The sequence below is a fragment of the Reyranella sp. genome (assembly GCF_004297265.1).
Taxonomy (GTDB): Bacteria; Pseudomonadota; Alphaproteobacteria; order Reyranellales; family Reyranellaceae; genus Reyranella.
In genome coordinates, this window is sequence record NZ_SCUT01000003.1 from 149,727 (window position 1) to 174,286 (window position 24,560).

Annotated in this window: 26 protein-coding genes; 15 read left to right on the forward strand and 11 right to left on the reverse strand. The window is 66.1% G+C overall.

The window, feature by feature from the left end:
- Positions 1-31 precede the first annotated feature (31 nt).
- The 3 genes from EPO41_RS01005 to EPO41_RS01015 form a co-directional block, all read right to left on the reverse strand.
- Complete coding sequence (locus EPO41_RS01005) at positions 32-1,273, reverse strand: branched-chain amino acid ABC transporter substrate-binding protein (RefSeq protein ID WP_296319304.1); 1,242 nt, start codon at positions 1,271-1,273, stop codon at positions 32-34.
- A 107-nt stretch (positions 1,274-1,380) separates the two neighbouring features.
- Positions 1,381-2,055 (reverse strand): TetR/AcrR family transcriptional regulator, encoded by a 675-nt coding sequence (locus tag EPO41_RS01010; RefSeq protein WP_296319306.1) that lies wholly within the window; start codon positions 2,053-2,055, stop codon positions 1,381-1,383.
- Between the two features lie 136 nt (positions 2,056-2,191).
- The gene (locus EPO41_RS01015; protein ID WP_296319308.1) at positions 2,192-3,127 is read right to left on the reverse strand and encodes a diacylglycerol kinase family protein; all 936 of its coding nucleotides are present in this window, start codon (positions 3,125-3,127) and stop codon (positions 2,192-2,194) included.
- 124 nt (positions 3,128-3,251) lie between these two features.
- Here EPO41_RS01015 and EPO41_RS01020 point away from each other — a divergent pair, with 124 nt between their 5' ends.
- From EPO41_RS01020 to EPO41_RS01040, 5 genes are all read left to right on the forward strand, one after another.
- Positions 3,252-4,064 (forward strand): UDP-2,3-diacylglucosamine diphosphatase, encoded by an 813-nt coding sequence (locus EPO41_RS01020; protein ID WP_296319309.1) that lies wholly within the window; start codon positions 3,252-3,254, stop codon positions 4,062-4,064.
- Between the two features lie 3 nt (positions 4,065-4,067).
- A complete protein-coding gene (locus EPO41_RS01025; RefSeq protein WP_296319311.1) occupies positions 4,068-5,120 on the forward strand; it encodes a glycosyltransferase family 1 protein in 1,053 nt (350 codons plus the stop codon).
- 89 nt (positions 5,121-5,209) lie between these two features.
- Complete coding sequence (locus EPO41_RS01030) at positions 5,210-5,470, forward strand: hypothetical protein (RefSeq protein ID WP_295137019.1); 261 nt, start codon at positions 5,210-5,212, stop codon at positions 5,468-5,470.
- An 82-nt stretch (positions 5,471-5,552) separates the two neighbouring features.
- Positions 5,553-5,939 carry a VOC family protein gene (locus EPO41_RS01035; RefSeq protein WP_296319313.1) on the forward strand — a complete coding sequence of 129 codons (387 nt, stop codon included), beginning with the start codon at positions 5,553-5,555 and terminating at the stop codon, positions 5,937-5,939.
- A gap of 13 nt (positions 5,940-5,952) precedes the next feature.
- Complete coding sequence (locus tag EPO41_RS01040; protein WP_296319315.1) at positions 5,953-6,357, forward strand: RidA family protein; 405 nt, start codon at positions 5,953-5,955, stop codon at positions 6,355-6,357.
- Here the strand turns inward: EPO41_RS01040 and EPO41_RS01045 are convergent.
- The 4 genes from EPO41_RS01045 to xseA all read right to left on the reverse strand — a co-directional run bounded on the left by EPO41_RS01045 (position 6,354) and on the right by xseA (position 9,590).
- Positions 6,354-6,788, reverse strand: coding sequence for a hypothetical protein (locus tag EPO41_RS01045; protein ID WP_296319317.1), 435 nt, complete (start codon positions 6,786-6,788; stop codon positions 6,354-6,356). The genes EPO41_RS01040 and EPO41_RS01045 overlap by 4 nt on opposite strands.
- A gap of 11 nt (positions 6,789-6,799) precedes the next feature.
- A complete protein-coding gene (locus EPO41_RS01050) occupies positions 6,800-7,531 on the reverse strand; it encodes a ribonuclease activity regulator RraA (RefSeq protein ID WP_296319319.1) in 732 nt (243 codons plus the stop codon).
- Positions 7,532-7,563: 32 nt separating this feature from the next.
- Complete coding sequence (locus EPO41_RS01055) at positions 7,564-7,914, reverse strand: DUF559 domain-containing protein (protein WP_296319320.1); 351 nt, start codon at positions 7,912-7,914, stop codon at positions 7,564-7,566.
- A 155-nt stretch (positions 7,915-8,069) separates the two neighbouring features.
- The gene (gene xseA / locus EPO41_RS01060; protein WP_296319322.1) at positions 8,070-9,590 is read right to left on the reverse strand and encodes an exodeoxyribonuclease VII large subunit; all 1,521 of its coding nucleotides are present in this window, start codon (positions 9,588-9,590) and stop codon (positions 8,070-8,072) included.
- Positions 9,591-9,647: 57 nt separating this feature from the next.
- On the opposite strand from xseA, the gene purD reads away from it, so the two are divergent.
- The 6 genes from purD (at position 9,648) to EPO41_RS01090 (ending at position 15,970) form a co-directional block, all read left to right on the forward strand.
- A complete protein-coding gene (gene purD, locus EPO41_RS01065; protein ID WP_296319324.1) occupies positions 9,648-10,928 on the forward strand; it encodes a phosphoribosylamine--glycine ligase in 1,281 nt (426 codons plus the stop codon).
- 57 nt (positions 10,929-10,985) lie between these two features.
- Positions 10,986-12,113 (forward strand): MBL fold metallo-hydrolase, encoded by a 1,128-nt coding sequence (locus EPO41_RS01070; protein WP_296319326.1) that lies wholly within the window; start codon positions 10,986-10,988, stop codon positions 12,111-12,113.
- Positions 12,114-12,134: 21 nt separating this feature from the next.
- On the forward strand, positions 12,135-13,178 hold the full coding sequence (gene queA, locus EPO41_RS01075) for a tRNA preQ1(34) S-adenosylmethionine ribosyltransferase-isomerase QueA (RefSeq protein ID WP_296319328.1): 1,044 nt from the start codon (positions 12,135-12,137) through the stop codon (positions 13,176-13,178).
- Positions 13,175-14,299, forward strand: coding sequence for a tRNA guanosine(34) transglycosylase Tgt (gene tgt, locus EPO41_RS01080; RefSeq protein ID WP_296319329.1), 1,125 nt, complete (start codon positions 13,175-13,177; stop codon positions 14,297-14,299). Before queA ends, tgt begins: the two co-directional genes overlap by 4 nt.
- 12 nt (positions 14,300-14,311) lie before the next feature.
- Positions 14,312-14,920: a bifunctional nicotinamidase/pyrazinamidase gene (pncA, locus tag EPO41_RS01085; protein WP_296319331.1), complete on the forward strand. Its 609-nt coding sequence runs from the start codon at positions 14,312-14,314 to the stop codon at positions 14,918-14,920.
- Positions 14,921-15,007: 87 nt separating this feature from the next.
- On the forward strand, positions 15,008-15,970 hold the full coding sequence (locus EPO41_RS01090) for a hypothetical protein (protein ID WP_296319332.1): 963 nt from the start codon (positions 15,008-15,010) through the stop codon (positions 15,968-15,970).
- Positions 15,971-16,044: 74 nt separating this feature from the next.
- On the opposite strand, the gene pcaF is transcribed toward EPO41_RS01090, so the two are convergent.
- The 3 genes from pcaF to EPO41_RS01105 all read right to left on the reverse strand — a co-directional run bounded on the left by pcaF (position 16,045) and on the right by EPO41_RS01105 (position 19,247).
- The gene (gene pcaF, locus EPO41_RS01095; protein WP_296319334.1) at positions 16,045-17,247 is read right to left on the reverse strand and encodes a 3-oxoadipyl-CoA thiolase; all 1,203 of its coding nucleotides are present in this window, start codon (positions 17,245-17,247) and stop codon (positions 16,045-16,047) included.
- A 120-nt stretch (positions 17,248-17,367) separates the two neighbouring features.
- Positions 17,368-17,991 carry a class I SAM-dependent methyltransferase gene (locus EPO41_RS01100; RefSeq protein WP_296319546.1) on the reverse strand — a complete coding sequence of 208 codons (624 nt, stop codon included), beginning with the start codon at positions 17,989-17,991 and terminating at the stop codon, positions 17,368-17,370.
- Positions 17,992-18,017: 26 nt separating this feature from the next.
- Positions 18,018-19,247, reverse strand: coding sequence for a DUF3419 family protein (locus tag EPO41_RS01105; RefSeq protein ID WP_296319549.1), 1,230 nt, complete (start codon positions 19,245-19,247; stop codon positions 18,018-18,020).
- A 124-nt stretch (positions 19,248-19,371) separates the two neighbouring features.
- Between EPO41_RS01105 and EPO41_RS01110 the strand changes: the two genes are divergently transcribed.
- From EPO41_RS01110 to EPO41_RS01125, 4 genes are all read left to right on the forward strand, one after another.
- Complete coding sequence (locus EPO41_RS01110; RefSeq protein WP_296319336.1) at positions 19,372-19,923, forward strand: methylated-DNA--[protein]-cysteine S-methyltransferase; 552 nt, start codon at positions 19,372-19,374, stop codon at positions 19,921-19,923.
- On the forward strand, positions 19,920-20,558 hold the full coding sequence (locus tag EPO41_RS01115) for a DNA-3-methyladenine glycosylase (RefSeq protein WP_296319337.1): 639 nt from the start codon (positions 19,920-19,922) through the stop codon (positions 20,556-20,558). Before EPO41_RS01110 ends, EPO41_RS01115 begins: the two co-directional genes overlap by 4 nt.
- A 64-nt stretch (positions 20,559-20,622) precedes the next feature.
- Positions 20,623-22,014: a malonyl-CoA decarboxylase family protein gene (locus EPO41_RS01120; protein WP_296319339.1), complete on the forward strand. Its 1,392-nt coding sequence runs from the start codon at positions 20,623-20,625 to the stop codon at positions 22,012-22,014.
- A 106-nt stretch (positions 22,015-22,120) separates the two neighbouring features.
- On the forward strand, positions 22,121-23,590 hold the full coding sequence (locus EPO41_RS01125; RefSeq protein ID WP_296319341.1) for a DUF2235 domain-containing protein: 1,470 nt from the start codon (positions 22,121-22,123) through the stop codon (positions 23,588-23,590).
- A gap of 8 nt (positions 23,591-23,598) precedes the next feature.
- Here EPO41_RS01125 and EPO41_RS01130 read toward each other — a convergent pair whose 3' ends face one another.
- A complete protein-coding gene (locus tag EPO41_RS01130; RefSeq protein WP_296319343.1) occupies positions 23,599-24,531 on the reverse strand; it encodes an SMP-30/gluconolactonase/LRE family protein in 933 nt (310 codons plus the stop codon).
- Positions 24,532-24,560: the final 29 nt, after the last annotated feature.

Sequence of the window (24,560 nt, forward strand, 5' to 3'; positions counted from 1 at the left end):
AGTGGGCGTTTGATGATCGGCCGGGCGGAGATCAGCGCGGGCGCTTCATCTTGCAGGTGTTCGGCTGGTCGACGTCCTTGGCGAGCACGGTCGCCGCGGTCGCCCAGCCGAGGCCGGTGTTTTCGGCGTCATACTTCACGCCCTTCTTGAAGCTACCGACGAAGTACTCGCTGATGAGCTGATGGTCGTCCTTGCGCATCGTCGTCTCGAAACCCAGGAAATCCCGGATCGTCATGCCTTCCAGCGCAAAAGCGATCTTGGTGGCGTCGACGGCGCCGGCCTTGTTCACCGCCGCCTGGAGATACTCGAAGATCGTACGGTATCCCGCGGCCGAGAAGTCGAACTTGTGCTTGTCGCGGAAGCCCTTGGTGAATTCCTCGGCCTCCTTGTTGCCGAGTTCCGGCGCCACGTTCTCGCCGAAGGACATGACCGACAGCACGCGGCCGTCGCCGCCCGCGCCGATCGCCGTCGGGCCGCCAGCCAGGTGGGCGTAGAAAGTGTAGTAGCGCAGGTCGGCGCCGGCATCGATACCAGCCTTGATCAGCAGGTTCATGTCGGGGCCCCAGTTGCCCGTCATCAGCGCCTGCGCGCCCGATGCCTTGATCTTCGTGATGTAGGGCGAGAAGTCCTTGATCTTGCCGAGCGGGATGAGTTCGTCGCCGACGATCTGCACGTCCGGCCGAAGCTTGGCGAGGTAGGTCCTGAGCTCGCGCTGCACGGACTGTCCGAACAGGTAGTCCTGGTTGATGAGATAGACCTTGGTCGTTTCCTTCGGCAGGGCGCGGACCATCACCTCGGCCTTCATCGCGGCATGGAGGTCGAAGCGGAAGTGCCAGAAGCTGCACTGCTCGTTGGTCAGCTCCGGCGCCACCGCACCGCAGTTCAGATAGATGATGCGGTTGTCGGGGTTGCGATCGTTGTGCTTGTTCACGCCGTCGATCAGGGCGGCGGCGATGTTGGAGCCGCTGCACTGCATGATGAACGGCATGTTCTGGTCGGTCGCGCTCTTCAGCGCGATCAGCGCATCCGATGGTTGCGACTTGTTATCGAACGGCACGAGCTCGAACTTCTTGCCGAGCGCGCCGCCCTTGGCGTTGATGAAGTCGATAATGTACTGCATCTGCTTCAGGTTCGCGTCGCCCACCTGGGCGAAGGGACCCGAGAGCGGATCGGTATAGGCGACCTTGATCGTCTGCTGCGCCGAGGCGCCGCCCATGCCGGCGATCGCCAGCACCAGGCCAAGAAGAATGGAAATGCCGCTGCGTGCGCGCATGGTCTCGTTCCTTCCCTAGTGGTTGTTTTCTTCTTTTCTTGTTCATTCACTCACTAGTGAATTAACGCGCACGATGCAAGTGCGACCTGCCCTCCTTTCCTTCCCGGCTAGCTTTTCCGGCGCGAACAGACCGACAGGAAACCGGCCGCCATGAAGGTCGCCATACGCTCCTTCACGGCGGCGTAATCGTCCGAACGGCAGAGACCGCCGGACAGCTTGTCGATGCGGCCGGTCTTGGCGAGCGTCAGCATCAGGGCGCCGGTCACGAAGTGGTAGCCCCAGAAGATGTCCTCCTCGGCACACTCCGGCAGGGCCTTCTTGAGCAGGCCGATCAACCGCAGCACCACCGGATCGAAATGCTCGTCCATCATCCGGGCGCCCCATTCGGGCGTGCTCGCCACCTGGGCACCCAGCGCGCCATAGTTGCGCCAGCCCTCGCCGCCCTCCGTGTATAGATCGAGGTCGGTGTCGAGGAAGGCCCGCAGCGCCCCCTCCACCGTCGGAGAATTGCCGACCTCATTTTCATAGTCATCGAGCGCCTTCATGCGCCGCTGGCTCGTCACTACCGCCCGCCGCGCGAATACGTCCTCGAAGAGCTTCTTCTTGTCTTCGAAGTAGTAGTTGATCAGCGTGTGGTGCACGCCGACGGTCTTGGCCACGTCCTTCAGCGTGACGCCGTAGAAGCCATGCTGTGAGAACAGGTACTCGGCGGTGTCGAGAATCTGATCCATCGTCGCCGCGCGCTGCTCGGCCTTCGCCGAACTCTTGCGCCGATATTTCACTGCTGTAGCCAAACTGAAGCCTTTCGATCGGTCGCCGGGTAGACCTCCACGGCGAACGCCCCCCGGTTCAACGCCCTGTGAAGCAAGGATAGACCGTTCGGCGGCGCCCCGCACAGCACCGGACAAAAACGTGGAATCAGGCCGGCTTGAGCAGTCGTACGGCCTCGGTCGAAAGACGGATCGACACGGGCAAGGTCAGCGCGTCGTCACCATCGATCTGGACAGGCTGGCGGCGCCGTTCGCCGGCGTCGTTCAGGACGGAGATCCGAACCTCACGGCCCGCGACGACATGATAGCCCGGCGTTCGCGGCAACGCATCCAGCAAGAGGGCCGCGCCGAAGCGCAGGGCGTGCATCCAGCCCCAGCGTTCGAACAGGCAGACATGCAGCAGTGGGTCATCGAGCGACGCCTCCGGCGCCACGACATAGGGGCCGGCATAGTGACGGGCGTGAGTCACGATCACCGACGCCGCCTCGTGAGCAACGCCGTCGATCTCGACGGCGTAGCGCACCGGCCGATAGCGCCTGGCCTCGATCAGCGAGCGCCAGACATAGGCGATCTTTCCCCAGCGGCGCTTCAGGGGCGCACTGACACCCGCCACCACCTTGGCATCGAAGCCGGCGCCGGCCATCAGGGAGAAGCAACGGGCAAGCCCGCTTCCGCTGGCCCGGCCCGGATGCATGAGAATTTCGCGGCCGTCCGTGATCGCCTCTGCGAGCGCCGATGCGGTGGAACCCAATCCCAGTTCGTGCGCCAGCACGTTGGCGGTGCCCAGCGGCACGAGGGCGAGCGGCGGCGCCGTGGCGGCGCGGGCGGCAAGCCCGTTCACCACCTCGTTGATCGTCCCGTCGCCACCGGCAACCGCGATCACGCCGTAGCGTCCGGCATCGCACGTTTCGGCCAGACGGCGCGCATCGCCCGAGGCTGCCGTCTCCATCACATCGACCGTCCAGCCGAGGGCTCTGACGAGGCGCACGACCTCGTCGACCAGCCCGCGCCGGCGGCGGCCGGCCGTCGGATTGAAAATGAGGAGCACCGATTTCGCCGGTCCGGCGGCCGAGGCGAATGTCATCGAACAGTCACAACCGATACACCTCCACGCAACGGCTCCCATACACAATCCAATGCGTACCCTGCAATCGCGCACAACATATTTTGTGTCGGTCGACCATTATCCACATGACCGTGCCTTCCACATGACACTTCACGAACGCCACCAGCCAGCCCGCCACAGGGCAATCTTCCTGTCCGACATCCATCTCGGTACGCGCGGCTGTCAGGCCGAGTTGTTGCTCGACTTCCTCAGGAAGAACGAAAGCGAGCATCTCTATCTGGTCGGCGACATCGTCGACGGCTGGCGGCTCAAGCGCTGGTGGTACTGGCCGCAGGCGCACAACGATGTCGTGCAGAAGATCATGCGCAAGGCCCGTAAGGGCACCAACGTGGTCTACATCCCCGGCAATCACGACGAGGCGGCGAGGCAATATTGCCAGCTCACCTTCGGCGACGTGCGCGTCGAGGACGAGGCGATTCACGAGACACCCGAAGGCAAGAAGCTGCTGGTCATCCACGGCGACCAGTTCGACGGCATCGTGCGCTACGCCCGCTGGCTCGCCATCCTGGGCGACTGGGCCTATGCCGCGGCGCTGCGGCTCAACACGATCTTCAACTGGGGACGCCGCAAGCTCGGCCTGCCCTACTGGTCGCTCTCGGCCTTCCTGAAGCACCGTGTCAAGAACGCCGTGCAATTCATCAACGACTACGAGAACGCGGTCGCGAGCGAGGCCCGGCGCCGCGGCGTCGACGGCGTGGTGTGCGGCCACATCCATCATGCCGAGATGCGCATGATCGACGGCGTGCTCTACTGCAACGACGGCGACTGGGTCGAAAGCTGCACGGCGCTGGTCGAGGATTTCGACGGCCGCCTGCGCATCGTCCACTGGGCGGACGAGGTGGCCCGTCGTTCGTCCCGACTTCCCTTGTCTCACGTTCAACTGGCCGCGGAGTAGCCATTGCGCATTGCCATCGTCACCGATGCCTGGCGACCCCAGATCAACGGCGTCGTCCGCACGCTCGAAATCGTATCGCGCATACTCCGCGCCGCCGGCCACGAGGTCGAGGTGTTCGGCCCCGACCGCTTCCGCACCGTGCCCTGCCCGACCTATCCCGAGATAAGGCTCTCGCTGTTTCCCTCGTCGCGGCTCAGCCACATGCTCAAGCTGTTCGCCCCCGATGCCATCCACCTCGTCACCGAGGGACCGCTCGGCTGGGCGGCGCGGGGCTTTTGCCGACGTCGCGGCATTCCCTTCACGACCGCCTACCACACGCGCTTCCCCGAATATGTGCGCGCGCGCATCTTCGCGCCGCTCTCGTGGAGCTACGCCTTCGTGCGCCGCTTCCACGCGCCATCCTCGGCGGTGCTGGTCGTATCGCCGGCGATCCGCGACGAGCTGGCCGAACGCGGCTTCAAGAATCTCGTGCCGTGGTCGCGCGGCGTCGATATCACCGCCTTCAAGCCGCAGCCGCGCGAGCAATTCGAGGAGCCGCGGCCGATCTGGCTCTATGCCGGCCGCGTCGCCATCGAAAAGAACATCAAGGCGTTCCTCGATCTCGACCTTCCCGGCACCAAGTGGGTGGTGGGTGGTGGTCCGCAGCTCAAGTCGCTGCAGCGCCGCTATGCGAACGCGCATTTCTTCGGTTCGGTCGACACCGATGAACTTTCGTATCGTTATTCACAGGCCGACTGCTTCGTCTTCCCGAGCGTCACCGACACGTTCGGCCTGGTCATGGTCGAGGCTCTGGCTTCGGGCGTACCGGTCGCCGGCTATCCCGTGCCGGGACCGCTCGACGTCGTGACCGACCCCAGAGTGGGCGCCCTCGACAAGGACCTGCGCACCGCCTGCCTGGCCGCGTTCCCGCGCGATCCCGAGGATTGCCGCCGCCATGCGGAAACCTTCACCTGGCAGCGCTGCGCCCAGCAGTTCGCGGACACGCTGAAGGTCATTCCCCGCAGCCATTGGCAGCCCTTGCCCAATCGCGTCCTGCCCGACGCCGCCGCGCCCTAGCGACACACGAGGCTCCCTCTCATTGTGGGTTGCAGCCCACCCCCGGGGGAGGGTAGATGCGGCGTCCGTATTCCTGAAGGCAGACCGGCATGGCCATCCAGTACTTCGCCAAGGTGACCGCATCCGACCATGAGGTGCTGCAGCGCACCGTGAAGCACTATCCGCTCAGCTCCTATGCCGACTGGCATATGAAGGAGATGAGCCGCATGGCCGACTGGCGCAGCCGCCGCCATGCCATCAAGATGGTGCCCGTGACGCCGGATGAGTTCGAAGCCTACTGCAAGAAGAAGGGCGTCCCGAGCGACATCATCACCTTCAAGGCCTTCGTCTGCGAGAAGGGCGGCGGCTGATCCTCCTGCCGAGCACTGGCGCGTAACCGGTTGAAGTCACCCGCGGCCTGCCTACGTTGAGGGCAGCCCGCAGGAGACTTCCATGCCAGCCCTCAATCACCTGATCGTCCATGTGAAGGACAAGGATGCATCGGCCGAATTCCTGGCCGGTATCCTGGGCATCGAGGCCGGCCCGCAATGGGGCCCGTTCCGCCCGGTGCAGATGTCGAACGGCGTCACGCTCGATTTCATCGGCACGCCCAATCCCAGCACGACGCACTACGCCTTCCTCGTCGATGACCAGGAATTCGACGCCTCGTTCGACAGGATTCAGAAGGCCGGCATCCCCTACTACGCCCACCCCAGCAAGAACGGGCGCGGCGAGATCAACCACCTCTACGGCGGCCGTGGCGTCTACTTCGAGGATCCCAATGGCCACCTGCTCGAACTGATTACCAAGCCCTACGGCGATCACCCGGGTCAGGACTGAAAAGGAATCCGACATGTCAAAGCGCGAAGCCGTCTTCCCGGCGAACAACAGGCATGCGCTCTACGATACCCACAAATATTCGCCGGCCATCCGCTCCGGCGATCTCCTCTTCGTGTCGGGCCAGGTCGGCAGCCGCGACGACGGCTCGCCCGAGCCGGTGTTCGAGGACCAGGTCCGGCGCGCCTTCGCCAACCTGCACGCTGTTCTGGCGGCCGCAGGCTGTACCTTCGACGACGTGGTGGACGTCACTTCCTTCCACACCGATCCCGAGGCGCAGTTCGAGACGATGATGAAGGTGCGCAGCGAAGAAATCGGCGAGGCGCCCTATCCGAGCTGGACCGCCGTCGGCGTCAACTGGCTCGCGGGCTTCGACTTCGAGATCAAGGTCATCGCCCGCATTCCCGCGGCGTCCGCCTAATACTGCGCCGCTCGACTGCCGCTCATGACGCCCGCCTGCCCCGAGCCGGGATCGGTCTCGCGGATGGTGCAGACATACTGGCCCGGCAGCATCTGGACGTCGACATACCGGATGTTACCGGGCGCGATGTTCATGTTTATCGCGTTGGCCGAACCGCCGCCGCGGCAGCGCATCGTATAGGGGCCGGCCGCCAGTTCGGTGCGCATCCAGGTCTGCGTGCCGAGGCGCCCGATCTCCTGGCCGTTGGCCGTGACGTTCAGCACCGGGCTCGCCGTCGAGGGATTGAAGAAATAGACCGCGCCCATGCCGGGCGGCGGCGGTGCGAACTGCTTGCCGGCAATATCCTGGCCCGGCGGCGCCATCGCCACGTTCGAGCCTTCGCAGGCCGCAAGCCCGAGCATCAGCAGCACGGCGATCGATGAAACACGCATATACGACCTCCTCACCCGCCGGCAGGCTCACCGGCCTTGATCCACGCCTGGTAAAGCTTCTTCGTCTCGTCGTTCGGCGGATAGGTGCCGGCGATCGGGTGCCCCTGGCTCACGCGGATCGCGACGAACTTCTCCAGCCGCTCCTGCTCGAAGGAATCGCGCGCCACCTCGTCGGCCAGATGCCGCGGCACGACGATGGCGCCATCCTCGTCGGCCACGATGACGTCGCCGGGATAGACCGGGACGCCGCAGATGCCGACCGGCACCTGCACCTCGACGGGCCGCAGGTTGGCCATGCTGGGTGGAGCGGCGGCGGCCGAGCAGTAGACCGGGAAGTCGAACTTGCCGATCACCGGTGAATCGCGCATCGCCCCGTCGCTCAGGACGCCGGCCAGGCCGCGCACCTTGAGGCGCAACGCCAGAATGTCGCCCAGCGTACCGGAGCGCGTATTGCCCTCGGTGCCGATCACCAGCACCGAGCCCGGCGGCGATTCCTCGATCGCCGTGCGCTGCGCATTCGGCGGATCACTGGGGCTCGGCGCCTTGTCGATGTCCTCGCGGCTCGGAATGTAGCGCAGCGTGTAGGCCGGCCCGACGATCCGCGCCGCTGCCGGATTGAGCGGCTTCACCCCGTTCACCGCGACATTGCGAAAGCCACGCTTCAGCATCTGCATCGAGACGGTCGCCGTGCTCGCATACAGGAAGTTCCCGATCGTCTCGGCCGACAGCGGTTCAGCGGTCATTGGTGTTTCCCCTTGCTTCATTGGGGAAAGCCTCAGTCGAAGCGCCCCTCCATCTCGGGACGATACAGCGCCTCGTAAATCGTTTCGACGACAGAGTCTGTTTGAGAGAGTACGTCCCCATTCCAGAAGCGCAGGACCCTGAAGCCAGCCGAACGCAGGAAGGCATCGCGATTGGCGTCGTACGGCGCGTCGGTGACATGCTGGCTGCCGTCGAGTTCGACGATCATCGACGCTTCGAGGCAGACGAAATCGCAGATGTAGCGACCGATCTCGTGCTGGCGGCGGAACTTGAGGCCGGCCAGTTGGCGGCGTCGGAGACGGTTCCAGAGGACTCGCTCGGGTTCGGTGGCGTTGTTGCGGAGGTCCTGGGCGTAGCTTTTCACCTAGTCAGCAAGCCACACCGGTAGGACGAAAGTATGACGGAGAGACAATCACCAGTTGCTCTCCCCCTCCCTAGCCCTCCCCCGTAAGACGGGGGCGGGGACATGATTCTTATTCCCGCCCCCGTCTTACGGGGGAGGGCTAGGGAGGGGGAAGGCTACAGCAAAGATCCTTGATTGCCGCCGCCATCACGACGCTTGGGCGGTGCAGCGGGAATCGCAACAGGCTTCGGTGCGCCCGCTCCATCCGTCACGCGCGCACCCACGCGGCCGTCGCTGAATTCGATGGCGATCGTCTGGCCGGCGCTGGTGCCGGCGGCGGCGAGGACCGGGTGGCCCTCCTGGTCGCGCACCAGGGCAAAACCGCGGTTCAGGACGGAGTGGAAGGAGTAGCTCTCCAGCAGCTTGGCGGCCTGGTCGACCTGGCGCTGGCCGTTCAGCAGCAGGTCGTTGCCGTGGCGCTTCAGCCGGTCCCCGAGCTGGTCGAGCCGGTCGAAGGCGCGCGCGTATTTCTGCAGCGCGTCGCTCTTGAAGCGGTCGACGGCGCGTGTCAGAGCGCGGCTTTCGGCGACCAGCGCCTGTTCCTTGGCGGCGATCACCGCTTGCGGGCTCACCAGGCGCGCGGCCGAGAGCTGATGCGCCCGCCGCTCCACGAGCTGCCGTGTAGCGAGCGCCAGGCGTTCCCCACTCACGTCGACCCGCTGCTGGCGCTCTTCGATCAGGCGACGCGGATCGCCCAGGCCACGTGCAAGGCCGGCCAGTTCCATCGACTGCTCGCGCAGGAGTCGCGTCATGCCGCCGACCAGGCGCTTGGCGTAGTCGAGAGTCTCGGTCATCAGGTCGGCGCGCACCGGCACCGCCATCTCGGCGGCCGCGGTCGGCGTCGGCGCACGGCGGTCCGAGGCAAAGTCGATCAGGGTCGTGTCGGTCTCGTGGCCGACGGCGGAGATCAGCGGGATTTCGGAGTTCGCGGCGGCGCGCACCACGATCTCCTCGTTGAAGGCCCACAGGTCCTCCAGCGAGCCGCCGCCCCGCGCCACGATCAGCACGTCCGGCCGCGGCACAGGACCGTCTTCAGACAGTCCGTTGAAGCCGGCGATGGCGCGGGCCACCTCACCCGCCGCCTTTTCGCCCTGCACCGCCACCGGCCAGACCAGCACGTGGCAGGGGAAGCGGTCGCTGAGGCGATGCAGGATGTCGCGGATGACCGCGCCCGATGGCGAGGTCACGACGCCCACGGTCAGCGGCAGGTAGGGCAGCGAGCGCTTGCGCTCCGGGTCGAACAGGCCCTCGGCCTGCAGCTTCTTGCGCCGGTCTTCGAGCAGCTTCAGCAGCGCGCCTTCGCCGGCCAGTTCCAGCCGGTCGACGATGATCTGGTAGCGCGAGGAGCCGGCATAGGTGGTGAGCTTGCCGGTGGCGATGACCTCCAGCCCCTCCTCGATCTTGATACCGAGGCGGGGGATCGTGCCCTTCCAGCAGACGCCGTCGATCACGGCGTTCTCGTCCTTGAGGCGGAAGTAGCAGTGGCCGGACCGGGGGAACGACGGCTGGCTGATCTCACCGCGCACGCGCACCCGCGGGAAGGCGGTCTCGATCTCGCGTTTCAGGGCGAAGGAAAGCTCGGAAACCGAGAATTCCGGAACATTCGAAGGGGGAGTCGGGGGGTCGAGGTTATCCATCCGGGCCCGAACCTAGCCGCTTGTGCCCCCGGCGCAAACTGTGGTCAAAGCCTCGCCATGCGAATCCTCGTGGTGGGCGGCGGCGGCCGCGAACATGCCCTGTGCTGGGCGATTTCGGCCTCGCCGCTCTGCACCAAGCTATACTGCGCGCCCGGCAATGCCGGCATCGCGCAGATTGCCGAATGCGTCGAGGAAGTCGGTGCCGAGGACATCCCCGGCCAGGTGGCCTTGGCCCAGCGGCTCGCGATCGACTTCGTGGTGATCGCTCCGGACGCCCCGTTGGTCGCCGGCATGGCCGACGCCTTCGCAGCCGCCGGCATCAGAGCCTGGGGCCCGTCCAAGGCCGCCGCCCGCATCGAGGGCTCCAAGAGCTTCACCAAGGAACTCTGTCGCGCCAACAACATCCCGACCGCCGCCTACGAGCGCTTCACCGAAGTGGCGCCCGCCGAGGCCTATATCCGGGCGCAGGGCGTGCCGATCGTCATCAAGGCCGACGGGCTCGCCGCCGGCAAGGGCGTGATCATCGCCGAGACGGTCGACCAGGCGATCGAGGCGGTGCGCGACATGCTCTCCGGCAACCGCTTCGGCGCGGCCGGCGCCTCGGTGGTGATCGAGGAATTCATGCAGGGCGAGGAGGCGAGCTTCTTCGCCCTGACCGACGGCGAGCATGTCCTGCCGCTGGTCGGCGCGCAGGACCACAAGCGCGCCTTCGACGGCGACAAGGGGCCAAACACCGGCGGCATGGGCGCCTACTCTCCGGCGCCGGTCTTCGACGCCGCCATGCAGCAGCGCACGATGGATGAGATCGTGCTGCCCACCGTGCGGGCGCTGGCGAAGGCCGGCACGCCGTTCCGGGGCGTGCTCTATGCCGGCCTGATGATCGACGCCAAGGGGCCGCGACTGGTCGAATACAATTGCCGCTTCGGCGATCCCGAGACGCAGGTGCTGATGATGCGCCTGAAGTCCGACCTGGTGCCGGCCCTGCTGGCCAGCGCCGAGGGTGGGCTGAAGCATCTCGACCTGCGCTGGTCGCCCGACGCCGCCGTCACCGTGATCATGGCGACCAGGGGCTATCCCGACTCCTACCCGAAGGGCAGCGAAATCCGTGGTCTCGACGAGGCCGCCAAGGTCGAGGGCGTGCAGATCTTCCACGCCGGCACCAAGGCCGGCCCCGACGGGAAGATCCTCGCCAATGGCGGCCGCGTCCTGAACGTCAGCGCCATGGCGCCCACCGTCGAGGAAGCCCGCGCCCGCGCCTACCGCGCGATCGGCCTGATCGATTGGCCCGAGGGCTTCTACCGCAAGGACATCGCCTGGCGGGCGCTGAAGGCCTCGTAAGGCTGGCATGCGCCCTCCCCCGGAGACGGGGGCGGGAGAATCCTCTAGTTTCGTTTCATGCCTGACGCCCTCTCCGAGTCCCAGCGCCTGCTGGCCCAGCTTCGCTTTCCCTGCGGTGATGTGCCGGAACCCGGCGACATCAAGAACGTCGCCCCCGGCATCTACTGGCTGCGCATGCCGCTGCCGTTCCAGCTCAACCACATCAACCTGTGGCTGATCGAGGAGAAGGACGGCTGGACGATCGTCGACACCGGGATCAATTCGCAGGACACGCGAACCCTGTGGGAGAAGATCTTCGCCGAGAAGCTCCAGGGTAAGCATGTCGTGCGCGTGATCGGCACGCATCTCCATCCCGACCATATCGGCCTCGCGGGCTGGCTGTGCGAGAAGTGGAATGCGCCGCTCTACATGACGCTCGGCGAGTACATGAGCGCACAGGCCGCGCGCAACGACTTCGTCGAGAGCGAGGAGACGCGCGCCGCGCATGTCGCGCGCAACGGCGTGCCGGCCGACCGCATCGCCAACTTCCATCGCCACAAGGGCGGCTATGCCAAGGGCGTGGTGCCGCTGCCCACCGCCTTCCGGCGCATGATCCATGCACACCCGATCACCATCGGCGGCCATCGCTGGGACGTCATCGTCGGCCGCGGCCATGCACCCGAGCATGCTTCGCTGTGGTGCCCCGAACTCAACGTGATGATCGCGGGCGATCAGGTGCTGCCCAAGATCAGCACCAATGTGGGCGTGTGGCCGAACGAGCCGCTGGCCGATGCGCTGACCTGGTTCCTCGACGGCTTCTCGCGCTTCCGCCGGCTGCCCGCAGATGCGCTGGTCCTGCCGAGCCACGGCTTCCCCTTCATCGGCCTGCACACGCGCCTCGACCAGCTCGTCGCCCATCACGATGCGCGGCTGAACGACATGGAGCTGGCGATCGCGCGCATGGGACCGGGGGGCGCCACCGGCTGGGACATGGTGCCGATCCTGTTCCCGCGCCATCTCGACAACAACCAGATCGTCTTCGCCTTCGGCGAGACCCTGGCACACCTCCATTGCCTTGAGACGCGCGCGCGGGTGAAGAGGATCGTGGTCGACGGCGTGCATCGCTTCGTGGCCCTGGCCGACCTCAATGCTCAGCCGCCCGCCGACGATTCGGACGGCGTGGTCATGGACATCGGCCAGACCTGACGCAGGCCAGATCCTCAAACAATGCGCGTCGACCTTTTCGATTTTGCGCTGCCGGACGATCTGATCGCCCAGCGGCCTGTCTCTCCGCGCGACTCCGCGCGTCTGCTCGATGTCACGGGCGAGACCCTGCACGACCGCACGGTCCGGTCGCTGCCCGGCCTCTTGCGCCGTGGCGACCTGCTGGTCTTCAACGACACGAAGGTCATTCCCGCACGCCTCAAGGGCACGCGGCCAGGCAACGGCCAGCGCCAGGACGTGGCGGTCGAGGCGTTGCTGATCCGCGATCTCGGCAACGGCCGCTGGCGTGCTTTCGCCCGCCCCGGGAAGCGGCTGAGGCCAGGCGATGTGCTGGACTTCCCGGGCCTCCGCGCCCGCGTCGAAGCCAAGGAGGAAGACGGCTCGCTGGTGCTGGACTTCGACCAGGAGGGTCACGCCTTTCTCACGGCACTCGAGCAGGAAGGCACGGTACCTCTCCCTCCCTACATTCGCGGCGGCACAGCCGACGCGCAGGATCGCAAGGATTACCAGACGCTGTTCGCCAGGAACGACGGCTCCGTCGCCGCCCCCACCGCCGGCCTGCATTTCACGCCGGAGCTGATGGCGGCCCTCGCCGACAGCGGCATCACCACGGCGGGCGTCACGCTGCATGTCGGCGCGGGTACCTTCCAGCCGGTAAGGGTCGAGGATACCGACGCGCACACGATGCATGCCGAATGGGGCGAGGTCTCGGAGGCCACTGCGCGCGCGGTCGAGGCGACGCGCATCCTGGGGGGCCGCATCGTCTCGATCGGCACGACCTCGCTGCGCCTGCTCGAAACCGTGGCGCGGCAACATGACGGCGCCCTCAAGCCGTGGAGCGGCGAGACCGACATTTTCATCACGCCCGGATTCCGGTTCCGCGCGGTCGACCTGCTGCTGACGAACTTCCACCTGCCGCGCTCGACCCTGTTCATGCTGGTTTCGGCTTTCGCGGGCCTGGACCGCATGAAGGCGGCCTATGCGCATGCCGTGAGGGAGCGATACCGCTTCTATTCCTACGGCGATTGTTGTCTGTTGCGCCGATGAGCCTTTCCTACGAGCTGCTGGGCAGCGACGGCGCAGCCCGCCGCGGCCGCATCACGACGGCCCACGGCACGATCGAGACGCCAGCCTTCATGCCGGTCGGCACCGCCGGCACCGTGAAGGCGATGCTGCCGCAGTCGGTCGCCGAGACCGGCGCGGAGATCGTGCTGGGCAACACCTTCCATCTGATGCTGCGGCCGGGCGCCGAGCGCGTGGCAGCGCTGGGCGGCCTGCACAAGTTCATGAACTGGCCGGGGCCGATCCTGACCGACTCCGGCGGCTTCCAGGTGATGTCGCTCAAGGAGCTGCGCAAGCTCGACCCCGACGGCGTCACCTTCCGCTCGCCGATCGACGGCTCGCAGCATCGCCTGACCCCCGAAAGCTCGATCGGCATCCAGCGCCTGCTCGACGCCGACATCACCATGTCGTTCGACGAATGCACCAGCTGGCCGGTCGAGGAGCCGGAAGCCGCCTTCTCGATGCGGCTTTCCATGAAATGGGCCGAACGGGGCCGCAAGGCCTTCGTCGAGCGGCCGGGCTACGGCCTGTTCGGCATCGTCCAGGGCAGCATCTTCCCGGCGTTGCGCGAGGAGAGCGCGAAGGCGCTGATCGACATCGGCTTCGACGGCTATGCGGTCGGCGGCCTCGCCGTGGGCGAAGGCCAGGCGCTGATGTTCGGCACGCTCGACTACACGGTGCCGATGCTGCCCTCCAACCGGCCGCGCTACCTGATGGGTGTCGGCCGTCCCGGCGACATCGTGGGCGCGGTGAAGCGCGGCATCGACATGTTCGACTGCGTGATGCCGACGCGTTCGGGCCGTACCGCGCAGGCCTTCACACGGCGCGGCGAGCTCAACATGCGCAACGCCCGCCATCGCGACGATCCGCGGCCGATCGACGAGCACTGCGCCTGCCCCGCCTGCAAACACCACAGCCGCGCGTACCTGCATCACCTCATCCGCGCCGACGAGATCCTCGGTGCGATGCTGCTCACGTGGCACAATCTCCACTACTATCAGGACGTCATGCGCGGCTTGCGCGGCGCCATCGAGAGCAAGACCCTGGAGTCCTGGATCGCTTCGTTCGAGAGGGACCAGGCGCTGGGCGACATCCCACCCCTGTAGCGGAGCGTACCGATGCCGAACGAGGCCCTGATCGTCGTCGACGTGCAGAACGACTTCTGCGAGGGCGGTGCGCTGGCCGTTGCCGGCGCCAATGCCATCGTCCCGCTGGTCAACCGCCTGATCGGCCGTCACGACCATGTGGTGCTGACGCAGGACTGGCATCCGCCCGGCCATGCCTCGTTCGCGAGTTCGTGGCAGGACGCGGAGCCCTTCACGACCGTGCAGTTCCCCTACGGACCGCAGATCCTGTGGCCGGACCATTGCGTGCAAGGCACGCCAGGCGCGGCGTTCCATCCCGATCTGGAGATCACCAAGGCGCAGATGATCGTGCGCAAGGGCTTCCACGCCGGTATCGATTCCTATTCCGCGTTCCGCGAGAACGACCGCATGACCCGCACCGGCCTCGACGGCTACCTGAAAGCCCGTGGTTTCACGAAACTGGTCTTCTGCGGCCTGGCGCTCGACTACTGCGTCGCCTGGTCGGCCATCGATGCGCGCCAGGCGGGCTTCGACGTGGCCGTCGTCGTCGAGGCGACGGCCGCCATCGACCTCGAGGACAGCCGCAAGCGCATGATGAGCGACATGCGCCGCGCCGGGATCAACCTCAACGCGACGGCCTGATATCGGGCGTGTGTTGACACGCGCGATACAACCATACATTTTTCCCTCTATACGATAGATGGCGGGGGCCATCTGACGGAGGGGAGAATGCCACAGGGGCTCATTCCAGCCCGCAGTCGCAACGCGACTGTGGGCTGCGTGTCACTGGTCGTTGTCTGGCTGACAGGGGGCTGCACTGTGCTGGAGAATCAGTACAGCACCGATCCAGCCTTCGGTGAGTCGACGGGTCGGCGCCAGGTTTCAACACCCGGCGACAGTCCGACATTCGATCTCAACAAGGATTGCATTCCCGCAGAACGCGAACCGGATGGCAGTTGCAAGATCTCAACCCTCAAGAAGATAGACAGCCTGAGCAACCCGGAAGCCGCGGCCATATTGCGCGATCGGCTTCAGGACTACCTGATGATGCGTTCGGATCAGATGTGCGAACGTCACCGCTCCGGTATCCTTTCGACGCAGTCCGTAGCGAACTTTGCCATGAGCACGGTCACCACCGGACTCTCGGCAACGGCAGCCATCGTCCTCGCGCCGGCAACGAACATTCTTGCCGCACTTGGCGCCATCGCCTCGGGTACGCGCGCGGCCTTCAATGCCGACATCTATCAGAAGTATGTCGGGCCTGCGGTCGTGAAGAAAATCAACGATACGCGGGCCGACAAGCGCAAGGAAATTCTCGCCAAGCGCACGACACAGCCGGTCGACGCTGCCAAACCGCGAACGATCAAGCCGATTTCCGAGTATACGCCTGAAGGCGCCGTGGGTGACGTCGAGCTCTACAATCAATACTGCTCGTTCGCCTGGGGGCTTGCCTCGCTTGCGGAGACAAATGCGAAGTTCTCCGATACGGCGCTCGGAATTCAGCAGCGTATCGACGTCCTACGAAAGCAGCAGCTCGACAATTTGAAGCAGGCCGAAGATCTCAAAGCCAAGAAAGACGACGCCGCGGCGGGCAGGCTCAAGGACGTAAACGCCGACATTTCACGGCAGATCATGGTGTTGCAGCAGCAACTGCTGACAGCGCCTACTTCAGTCGACACGCCAGTGAAATAATTTCCTGCCAACTCTGAAGTATCACTCCTCCGCAGATGAATGCGGAGGAGCACAATGCCGCTCGCTCACAAACCCTAGACACGCTCCAGCGCCAGCGCGATGCCCTGGCCGACACCGATGCACATGGTGGCGAGCGCGCGCTTGCCGCCGGTGGCCTCGAGCTGGTTGAGCGCGGTGATCATCAGGCGGCCGCCCGAGGCGCCCAGCGGATGGCCGAGCGCGATCGCACCGCCGTTCGGGTTCACGTTCTCGGCGTCGTCGGCGAGGCCGAGCTGGCGCAGCACGGCCAGCGCCTGGGCGGCAAACGCCTCGTTGAGCTCGATCGTGTCGAAATCACCGATGGTCATGCCGAGCTTGGCCAGCAGCTTCTGCGTCGCCGGCACCGGGCCGATGCCCATGACCCGCGGCGGAACGCCGGCCGACACGGTGCCCAGGATGCGCGCGCGCGGCGTCAGGCCGTTCGCGCGGGCGGCGGCTTCCGAGGCGATGATCATGGCGCAGGCGCCGTCGTTCAGGCCCGACGAGTTGCCGGCCGTCACCGAGCCGCCGTCGCGGAACGCCGCCGACAACTTCGACAGCGTTTCCATCGTGGTGTCGCCGCGCGGATGTTCGTCCTTCTCGACGACGATCTCGGCCTTGCCCTTTTTCACGCAGACCTTGACGATTTCCTTCTCGAAGAAGCCGCGCTCCTGCGCGGCCTTGCAGCGGCGCTGGCTGCGATAGGCGAAGGCGTCCTGGTCGGTGCGGCTGATCTGGTGCTCGGTGGCGACGTTCTCGGCGGTCTGGCCCATCGGGTCGACGCCATAGGCCGCCTTCATGCGCGGGTTGACGAAGCGCCAGCCCAGCACCGTGTCCTCGAGCTTCATCGAGCGGTCGAAGGCACTTTCGGGCTTGCCCATCACATAGGGCGAGCGGGTCATGCCCTCGACGCCACCGGCGATCATCAGGTCGGCCTCGCCGAGCTTCACGGCGCGCGCGGCGTGGCCCGCCGCTTCGAGGCCGGAGCCGCAGAGGCGGTTGACCGTGGCGCCGGCCACCTCGACCGGCAGGCCCGCGAGCAGGCCCGCCATGCGGGCGACGTTGCGGTTGTCCTCGCCGGCCTGGTTCACGCAGCCATAGATGACGTCGTCGACCGAGCCCCAGTCGACATTGGCGTTGCGCTGCATCAGCGCCTTGATGGGATGGGCGGCGAGGTCGTCGACCCTCATGGCGCCCAGGCCGCCATTGTAGCGGCCGACAGGGGTGCGGATCGCGTCGCAAATGAAGGCTTCGGTCATCTTGGGTACTCCCGACTCAGGCAATCGTTGGTCTGGGGTTAGCACCCGCCACGGGCGGTTGCCAATGGCCTGCGCGATGCCCCTGGGACAGGGGCGCCATGTCTTTGAGGGTATGGCGGACTAGGTCGCGCGACGGCAGACGGCGTACTGGGCGTAGCCGAGATGCGGTCGTTCGAAGCGCTGGACCTCGATACTGCCGGGCAAGCGCGCCAGGGCGGCCTCCAGCGCATCGCGCGGGATCACATGGAACAGCGCCAGCCACTGGCGCAGGCCGCCGCGGAACCAGCGCGGCAGCCGCTCCTGTCCGCCGAAGTCGACGAGATGCAGCTCGCCGCCTGGCTGCAGCCAGACGACCGACTGGGCGAGCGCCTTCTCCCATTCCGGGATCATCGACAGCGTGTAGGAGAAGAAGATGCGGGAGAAACCCGGCACGCCGAACAGCGGCGCCGGGTCGAAGCGGGTGGCGTCGGCATGGGCCAGGCGGATGCGCATGCCGAGCCCTTCCCGGCCGACGCGGCGACGCGCCGTGTCGAGCATCTCCAGAGAGAGGTCGATCCCGAACAGCGCCGCGGCGGGATGGCGATGCGCCACCGCGATCAGGTTGCGGGCGGTGCCGCAACCGATCTCCAGCACGCGGCCGCCGGGCGGCGGCGCCAGCCCGTCGATCAGCCGGTCGCGGCCCAGCAGGTAGTATTTGCGGCTGAGATCGTAGACATGGCGCTGGCGACGGTAGATCCGGTCCATGAGACCGGCGTTCGCGAGGGTCGTGCTCACGGCTTCAGCACATACAGATGAAAGCCGCCGTAGATCGCCGACCGGTCGCGCGCGGTGAAGGCGCGCGACGCGTCGGCCTCGTAGTGCCACTGGTCGAGCAGCGCCGGCGCCACGCGGCCGGGCAGCAGCGAGGGCTCGGCGGCGGTACGGAAGATCACGCGGGCGCCCGGCCGCGCCGTGCGGGTGATCTCGGTCCACAGCGCATTGAGCTGGGCGTCGGTCATCCAGTCCTGGGCATCCAGCAGCACGTAGCGGTCGCGCGAGCCGGCAGGACAGGCCGCGAGATAGTCCGTCACCGACCGGTTCATCACCTCGACCCGTTCGGCGCCACGCTTCACCGCGGCGAAATTCTCCTGCCGGAGGTAGGGCGGCAACGGTCCGTTGGCGTCGCGCGCATAGCCGCGTCCGAAGGCCTGCCAGGCGAAGTAGTTCTCGTCGAGGCTGAAGCCGCAGGCCAGCCGCTCGACCCGGTCGCGCAGCACCGAGCCCATGTCGCGGCCGCCGGCCAGCGCTTCGTACTGCGCCGGCGGAATGCCGAGACCGTAGAGCGACAGGCGGTTCGACGTGGCCCAGCGCACGGCCGGCTTGTCGAACAGCGGCGCCAGCACGGTGTCGAAGAAGCGCTGCTGCTCCTCGATCGTCCGCGCGGCGAGTAACGTGCCGAAATCCACGCCGTAGACGCGCGCAGCAACATGCGCCGCGCCGATGAAGCGGCCGAGCACGCCGTGACGATAGGCGTTCTGCGCGAAGATCGAGATGCGCCGCCGCCCGCCCCGGTGCAGGCTGCGGCCCTCCCAGTAGGCGCGGCTCGCGTGGTCGAGATGCGGCGCGATGTGCAGGTCGTAGGCGCGCGGATTGGCGCTGGAATTGGCCGCGCCGAAGAAGCGATAGTACTCCGACCAGGACGGCAGGCGTTGCGCCGCCGTCAGCTTCAGGCGATTGAGAGCGACATGCGCCTGGCTGAGATCGACGGCGGTGATGCGCGCCGGATCGGCGGTGAGATAGGACAGGACGTTGCAGCCGCCCGACGCGATCGCCACGACGTGGGATTCCGGTGTCAGCGCCATCGCCTCGAGGTCGACCTCGGGATCTTCCCAGATCTGGGCGTAGACGAGGCCACGGAACAGCCGTTCGAACAGCTTCTCCAGCATCCCTTCCCGGGACATGAACTTATGGCGGCGCACCGCCTGCTTCAGGAGCGAATTGCTCTCGGCCCGCGGATGGATCAACCAACGACTCCGGCTCTACACAGACTGGCCGACGCTAGACGTTGTCGGTGCCAGTTTGATGACAGCTAACTGTGGGCCGTCCCGACTTGACGGGATGACCGGTTAGGTAGAAAGATCGCCCATGAGTGCCCAAGGCTTTGCCCTGTTCGATACGCCGATCGGGACCTGCGCCATCGCCTGGAGTGTCCGCGGCATCGCGGGCCTGCAGCTTCCCGAGCCGAGCCCGGCCGCCACACGCGCGCGCGTGAAGCGGCGCTGGCCGGACGCGGTCGAGGCGGCGTCCGTGCCGGCCGGCGTCCAGCGCGCAGTCGATCGCGTACAGGCCCTCCTCACGGGCGAGGCCATCGATCTCGCCGACATCCCGCTCGACCTCGAGGCGGCGCCCGAATTCCATCGCAGGGTCTACGAGGTGGCGCGCACCATCCCGCCCGGCCGCACCATGACCTATGGCGAGATCGCCAGGCGTCTCGGCGTGCCGCATGAATCGCGCGAGGTCGGCCAGGCGCTGGGCAGGAACCCGGTCGCCATCATCGTGCCCTGCCACCGCGTGCTGGGCGCCGACGGCAGGATGGGCGGCTTCTCGGCCAATGGCGGCGTCTCGACCAAGCGGCGCATGCTGGAGATCGAGGGCGCGCCCGAGGTCGGCGCGGGTCCTCTCTTCGCGGCACGATGAGCGGCTTCCCGTTCAGGCCGGCGAAGGCCGTCGCGCATCTCAGGGCCGCCGATCCGGCACTGGCCGCAATCATCGACGCGGTCGGCCCCTTCCGCATGCAACTCAAGGTCTCGCGCAGCCTGTTCGGCTCGCTGGCCGAGGCCATCGTCTACCAGCAGCTCTCCAACAAGGCCGCGGCCACGATCTACGGTCGGGTCGAGGCGCTCTATCCAAGCGCCACGGACGGCTTCACGCCGCGCCACATCCTGAAGACGCCGGACGAGCACTTGCGCGGCTGCGGCCTGTCGCGCGCCAAGGTGCTGGCGGTGCAGGACCTCGCCCGACGCGTCGATAGCGGCGAACTGCCCACGCTCGAAGAAGCGCACGCAATAGCCGACGCCGAACTGATCGAACGGCTCGTCAAGGTCCGCGGCATCGGCCGCTGGAGCGCCGAGATGTTCCTGATGTTCCGCCTCGGTCGTCCCGACATCCTGCCGCTCGACGACTACAGCCTGCGCAAGGCCTATGCGAAGGCGTTCAGGAAGCGGGCGCTGCCGTCGCCGAAGGCGCTGGAGAAAGCCGGCGAGAAGTGGCGTCCCTATCGCACGGTCGCGAGCTGGTACCTGTGGCGTGTGCTGGATCAGCCGACCGCGTAGCGCGGTAAAGCCGCGTTCATCTGCCGCCACTGGAGTGACACGTTTGCTGTGACATAATTGGTGCATGGCCCTGCTTTTCTCCAATACCGTCGACCGCACCCTCGAACGACTTCGCACTGCCTTCGTCGATACCGCCCGCGGCGCCCGCGAAGCGGTGGGCGCGCCGCTCCGGCCCGATCTTCCCGACGACGACATCCCGCGCTTGAAGAACCGCATCGACGCCTGCCTCGAAGGCAAGGGCGGCGAGACGGCGCGTCGCGGGCGCGCGGCGGAGCTGGGACAGGCCTACCTGTCGCTTTCGGCCGCCGGCCGCAGGAAATTCCTGCTGACGCTCGCGCGCGACTACGGCCTGCCGCGCGAAGCGGCGATGAAGACCGTCGACAAGTGGCGCACCGGGAAGGATCCCGCCCGGGCGTTGCGCCGCGAACTGGAGCCGCCGGCGGTACGGCTGCTGCGGGAGTTCGTCGGCGTCCCGCAGGGCGTGAAGTTCGTGGTCGACCTGCGCGCCGAACTGCTGACCCTCGGCCGCACCGATGTCGCGGCCAAGGCGCTGAGCGAGGATCTGCGCTCGCTGCTGGGGGCCTGGTTCGACGTGGCCTTCCTCGATCTTGTACGCATCGACTGGGCCTCGCCGGCCTCGCTGCTGGAAAAGCTGGTGACCTACGAGGCCGTCCACGCCATCCGGTCGTGGCGCGACCTCAAGAACCGGCTCGATTCGGACCGGCGCTGCTTTGCCTTCTTCCATCCGCGCATGCCCGACGAGCCGCTGATCTTCGTCGAAGTGGCGCTGGTCGACGGCATGGCGGGCAACGTGCAGCGCCTGCTCGATGCGCGCGACGAGACGCACGACCCCAAGCGCGCCAACACGGCGATCTTCTACTCGATCTCCAACTGCCAGCAGGGACTGGCGGGCATCAGCTTCGGCAACTTCCTGATCAAGCGCGTGGCCGGCCAGCTCTCGCGCGACCTGCCCAACATCAAGGATTTCGCCACCCTGTCGCCAATTCCCGGCCTGCGCCAGCACGTCGAATACCGGTTCAAGACCGAAGGGGATGGCGCCCTCACCCAGAGCGAGATCGCCTCGCTGGGACCGGTGACCGACGAGGCCTACGGCGCCGCGGCGGTCCTCAAGCTGCTCGCGCGGCCGAACTGGTGGGAGGTGCCGGCCATCGACAAGGCGCTGCGCCCGATCCTGACCCGGCTCGCCGCCGTCTACCTCACCGCCACCGACAAGGGACGCGCGCTCGACCGGGTGGCGCACTTCCATCTCGGCAACGGCGCCGTCGTCGAGCGGCTGAACTGGCTGGGCGACACCAGCGCCAACGGGTTCAAGCAGTCCTACGGGATGATGGTGAACTACCGCTACAAGCTCTCCGACGTCGACGCCAACCACGAGGCCTATGCCGCCGGCAAGGTCGTCGCCAGCCGCGAGGTCCGGGCCCAGACGAAAGGGTGAGTTTGGCAGGCGGAGGAACCGGCCTCCACGCGTTAACGAGCAATATGGCCTGGCGGTGCAATTGGTAGTTTAGTTACTCTCTCGTGAACTCGGGGGAGATACAGGCATGACTACGCAGCGGTCGCCCGGCAGTGACGGCATGCCCTTGCCGAAACGGCTGATCCTTTTGCTCGATGGAACCTGGAACAACTGGGAGTCGGGGGACAACGACACGAATATCGTTCGCCTGGAAGATCTGATCGCAGCGTCCCTCGCGACAGATCAAGGCCTGCCGCAAGGCGTCGATGCTCAGGAAAGCACTCCTGCCAGCCCCTCGGAAGCGGGCGGCAAACCCATGGTCAGCGCTTTCAGGACGAAGGATGAACGAGAGAACTTCGTCTACTATCAGCGCGGGGTCGGCACCGGCTACGCCGATCGCATCAGCGGCGGCATCTGGGGACAGGGCCTCACCGAGAACATCCGCCGTGCCTACAAATTCCTGTCCTTCAACTATACCCCTGGCGACGAGATCTTCATCTTCGGCTTCTCACGGGGCGCCTACACCGCGCGATCGGTTATAGGCTACGTCGCCGCTGCCGGACTCCTGCAGCGAGAGCATTGCTCACGGAAACTCGAGGCGTTGGCATGGAAATACTACCGAACCGCGCCCGCGGATCGACTCCCCGCCACCTGGACCACGCTCACGCCATTCGTTCATGACCGGGCGCAACTCCGAATTGCGCTAGCCGGCTTGTTCGATACGGTCGGAGCGCTTGGCGTTCCATTGGAACTCCTCAGAACGAGGAACCGCCAGAAGTACGCATTCCATGACGTCAACCTGTCGTCGATAACCCACGTCAACCTCCATGCCATGGCGATCGACGAGCATCGCAAGCCGTTTGGCGCCACGATTTGGCGCAAGCCACGCTTCAAGAAGTACACTTCGAAGACGGAACAGGTCTGGTTTGCCGGCGCGCATGCCGATATCGGCGGCGGATATGTCTCGGCAAGACATCGAAGAGGCACCATGGCGCTCGACGATATTCCGCTGGACTGGATGATGAAACGCGTTCGGGCTCACTATCCCGACTTCCCGCTCTACGAAGAGGCCTGGGGTCGGGTCGTAGGATCGGAATGGGCAACCGCGGAGCAGCACGATTCGCGCGGTCCGCTCTATAAGGTTTTTCGATTCGCCTTCCGCACGGTCTTCAACATTCCAATCGGCCGTGCCGGCTTCTGGAAGACGGTCGTTTCACACGATCGTCGCGACATTCGGATCGGAGAGCATCTTCATATATCCGTCATCGAGCGGCTCGGTGAATGGGTGAGCCTCGGCAAAGGATGGACCAGCCACTACCGACCGCGGAATGTGCTGCGTGTCCTGAAACGAATCCAAGACACCTACGAGAATGGCAAGAACGACGACAAGGAGAACATCCTCCTCGTCGACTGGAGCGGCAAGATTCTGCTACCGGAAGACTACGGGGATCGCAGTTGCGTAATACAGGCTCTGGACGCCTCTATCCGACGGCTGAAGCTCGCCAAAGTCATAAAATCGAAGATACCAGACTATGCTGAACAGCCATCCGTCGCCTGAATTTTACGCTACTTGTTCAGATACTCGAGCTTCAAACCCGGACGCGGCCATTCGAAGCTGACGAGCTTGCCGGTCATCGAGAGGGTGGCGTAGGCGGTGCGCAAATCTTTCCCGCCGAAGCAGACGTTGGTCACCATCGCGTCGGGAAGCTTGTACTGCGTGACCGACTTTCCGTCGGGCGAGATGTCGGAGACGGCGCCGGTGATCAGGGTCGCGACGCAGACATGGCCGGCCGAATCGACGGCCAGCGAATCGAACATCTGGTAGCCGCCGAGGCCGGCGATCACGCGGCCCTTCTCGCCGCGATAGGCGCCGTTGGCGTCCTTGATGGTGCCGGGTGCGGACAGGTCGAAGGCCCAGAGGCGCGCGGTCGGCGTCTCGACGACATAGAGCGTCTTGCCGTCGGGCGAGAGGCCGCAGCCGTTGGGACGCTCCAGCGGGAACACCTTCTGCTCGATCTTCGAGCCGTCGGCCCTGGCGTAGTAGACGGCGCCGCGATCGTTGTCGTACTCGCGCGTCTTGCCGAGATCGGTGAACCAGAAGCCGCCGGCATCGTCGAACACGAGGTCGTTCGGGCCGTTCAGCTTGCGGCCGTCGCACCTGTCGTAGAGCGTCTCGAATTTGCCGGTCTCGGGATCGACCACCTGGATCGAGCCGCCTTTGTACGAGGCGGGCGCCGTGCCGGGAAACAACCGGCCGCCCGGCCGTTCGATCCAGTTGAAGCCGCCATTGTTGGTCACGTAGATCTTGCCACCGGGTCCCATCGCCGCGCCGTTCGGGCCGCCACCCAGCTTTGCAATGACGTGCTGCTTGCCGTCCGGCGTGACCCTCGTGAGCGTCTCGCGCGCGATCTCGACCAGGATGACCGAGCCGTCCGGCATGGCCACCGGGCCCTCGGGGAATTTGAGGCCCGAGGTGATCTCCGTGAACGGCGTCGTCATGGTCGTCTCTCCCGTGTGATTCTTGTCGT

What these genes read in the sequence shown, in the direction of transcription:
- pncA (WP_296319331.1), top strand. Translation starts at nt 14,312, where the DNA reads ATGCCGAACGAGGCCCTGATCGTCGTCGACGTGCAGAACGACTTCTGC.
- EPO41_RS01120 (WP_296319339.1), top strand. Translation starts at nt 20,623, where the DNA reads ATGGCCCTGCTTTTCTCCAATACCGTCGACCGCACCCTCGAACGACTT.
- EPO41_RS01050 (WP_296319319.1), bottom strand. Translation starts at nt 7,531, where the DNA reads ATGACCGCTGAACCGCTGTCGGCCGAGACGATCGGGAACTTCCTGTAT.
- purD (WP_296319324.1), top strand. Translation starts at nt 9,648, where the DNA reads ATGCGAATCCTCGTGGTGGGCGGCGGCGGCCGCGAACATGCCCTGTGC.
- EPO41_RS01070 (WP_296319326.1), top strand. Translation starts at nt 10,986, where the DNA reads ATGCCTGACGCCCTCTCCGAGTCCCAGCGCCTGCTGGCCCAGCTTCGC.
- tgt (WP_296319329.1), top strand. Translation starts at nt 13,175, where the DNA reads ATGAGCCTTTCCTACGAGCTGCTGGGCAGCGACGGCGCAGCCCGCCGC.
- pcaF (WP_296319334.1), bottom strand. Translation starts at nt 17,247, where the DNA reads ATGACCGAAGCCTTCATTTGCGACGCGATCCGCACCCCTGTCGGCCGC.
- EPO41_RS01125 (WP_296319341.1), top strand. Translation starts at nt 22,121, where the DNA reads ATGACTACGCAGCGGTCGCCCGGCAGTGACGGCATGCCCTTGCCGAAA.
- EPO41_RS01035 (WP_296319313.1), top strand. Translation starts at nt 5,553, where the DNA reads ATGCCAGCCCTCAATCACCTGATCGTCCATGTGAAGGACAAGGATGCA.
- EPO41_RS01005 (WP_296319304.1), bottom strand. Translation starts at nt 1,273, where the DNA reads ATGCGCGCACGCAGCGGCATTTCCATTCTTCTTGGCCTGGTGCTGGCG.
- EPO41_RS01110 (WP_296319336.1), top strand. Translation starts at nt 19,372, where the DNA reads ATGAGTGCCCAAGGCTTTGCCCTGTTCGATACGCCGATCGGGACCTGC.
- EPO41_RS01020 (WP_296319309.1), top strand. Translation starts at nt 3,252, where the DNA reads ATGACACTTCACGAACGCCACCAGCCAGCCCGCCACAGGGCAATCTTC.
- EPO41_RS01090 (WP_296319332.1), top strand. Translation starts at nt 15,008, where the DNA reads ATGCCACAGGGGCTCATTCCAGCCCGCAGTCGCAACGCGACTGTGGGC.
- EPO41_RS01115 (WP_296319337.1), top strand. Translation starts at nt 19,920, where the DNA reads ATGAGCGGCTTCCCGTTCAGGCCGGCGAAGGCCGTCGCGCATCTCAGG.
- EPO41_RS01100 (WP_296319546.1), bottom strand. Translation starts at nt 17,991, where the DNA reads ATGGACCGGATCTACCGTCGCCAGCGCCATGTCTACGATCTCAGCCGC.
- EPO41_RS01015 (WP_296319308.1), bottom strand. Translation starts at nt 3,127, where the DNA reads ATGACATTCGCCTCGGCCGCCGGACCGGCGAAATCGGTGCTCCTCATT.
- EPO41_RS01130 (WP_296319343.1), bottom strand. Translation starts at nt 24,531, where the DNA reads ATGACGACGCCGTTCACGGAGATCACCTCGGGCCTCAAATTCCCCGAG.
- xseA (WP_296319322.1), bottom strand. Translation starts at nt 9,590, where the DNA reads ATGGATAACCTCGACCCCCCGACTCCCCCTTCGAATGTTCCGGAATTC.
- queA (WP_296319328.1), top strand. Translation starts at nt 12,135, where the DNA reads ATGCGCGTCGACCTTTTCGATTTTGCGCTGCCGGACGATCTGATCGCC.
- EPO41_RS01040 (WP_296319315.1), top strand. Translation starts at nt 5,953, where the DNA reads ATGTCAAAGCGCGAAGCCGTCTTCCCGGCGAACAACAGGCATGCGCTC.
- EPO41_RS01030 (WP_295137019.1), top strand. Translation starts at nt 5,210, where the DNA reads ATGGCCATCCAGTACTTCGCCAAGGTGACCGCATCCGACCATGAGGTG.
- EPO41_RS01045 (WP_296319317.1), bottom strand. Translation starts at nt 6,788, where the DNA reads ATGCGTGTTTCATCGATCGCCGTGCTGCTGATGCTCGGGCTTGCGGCC.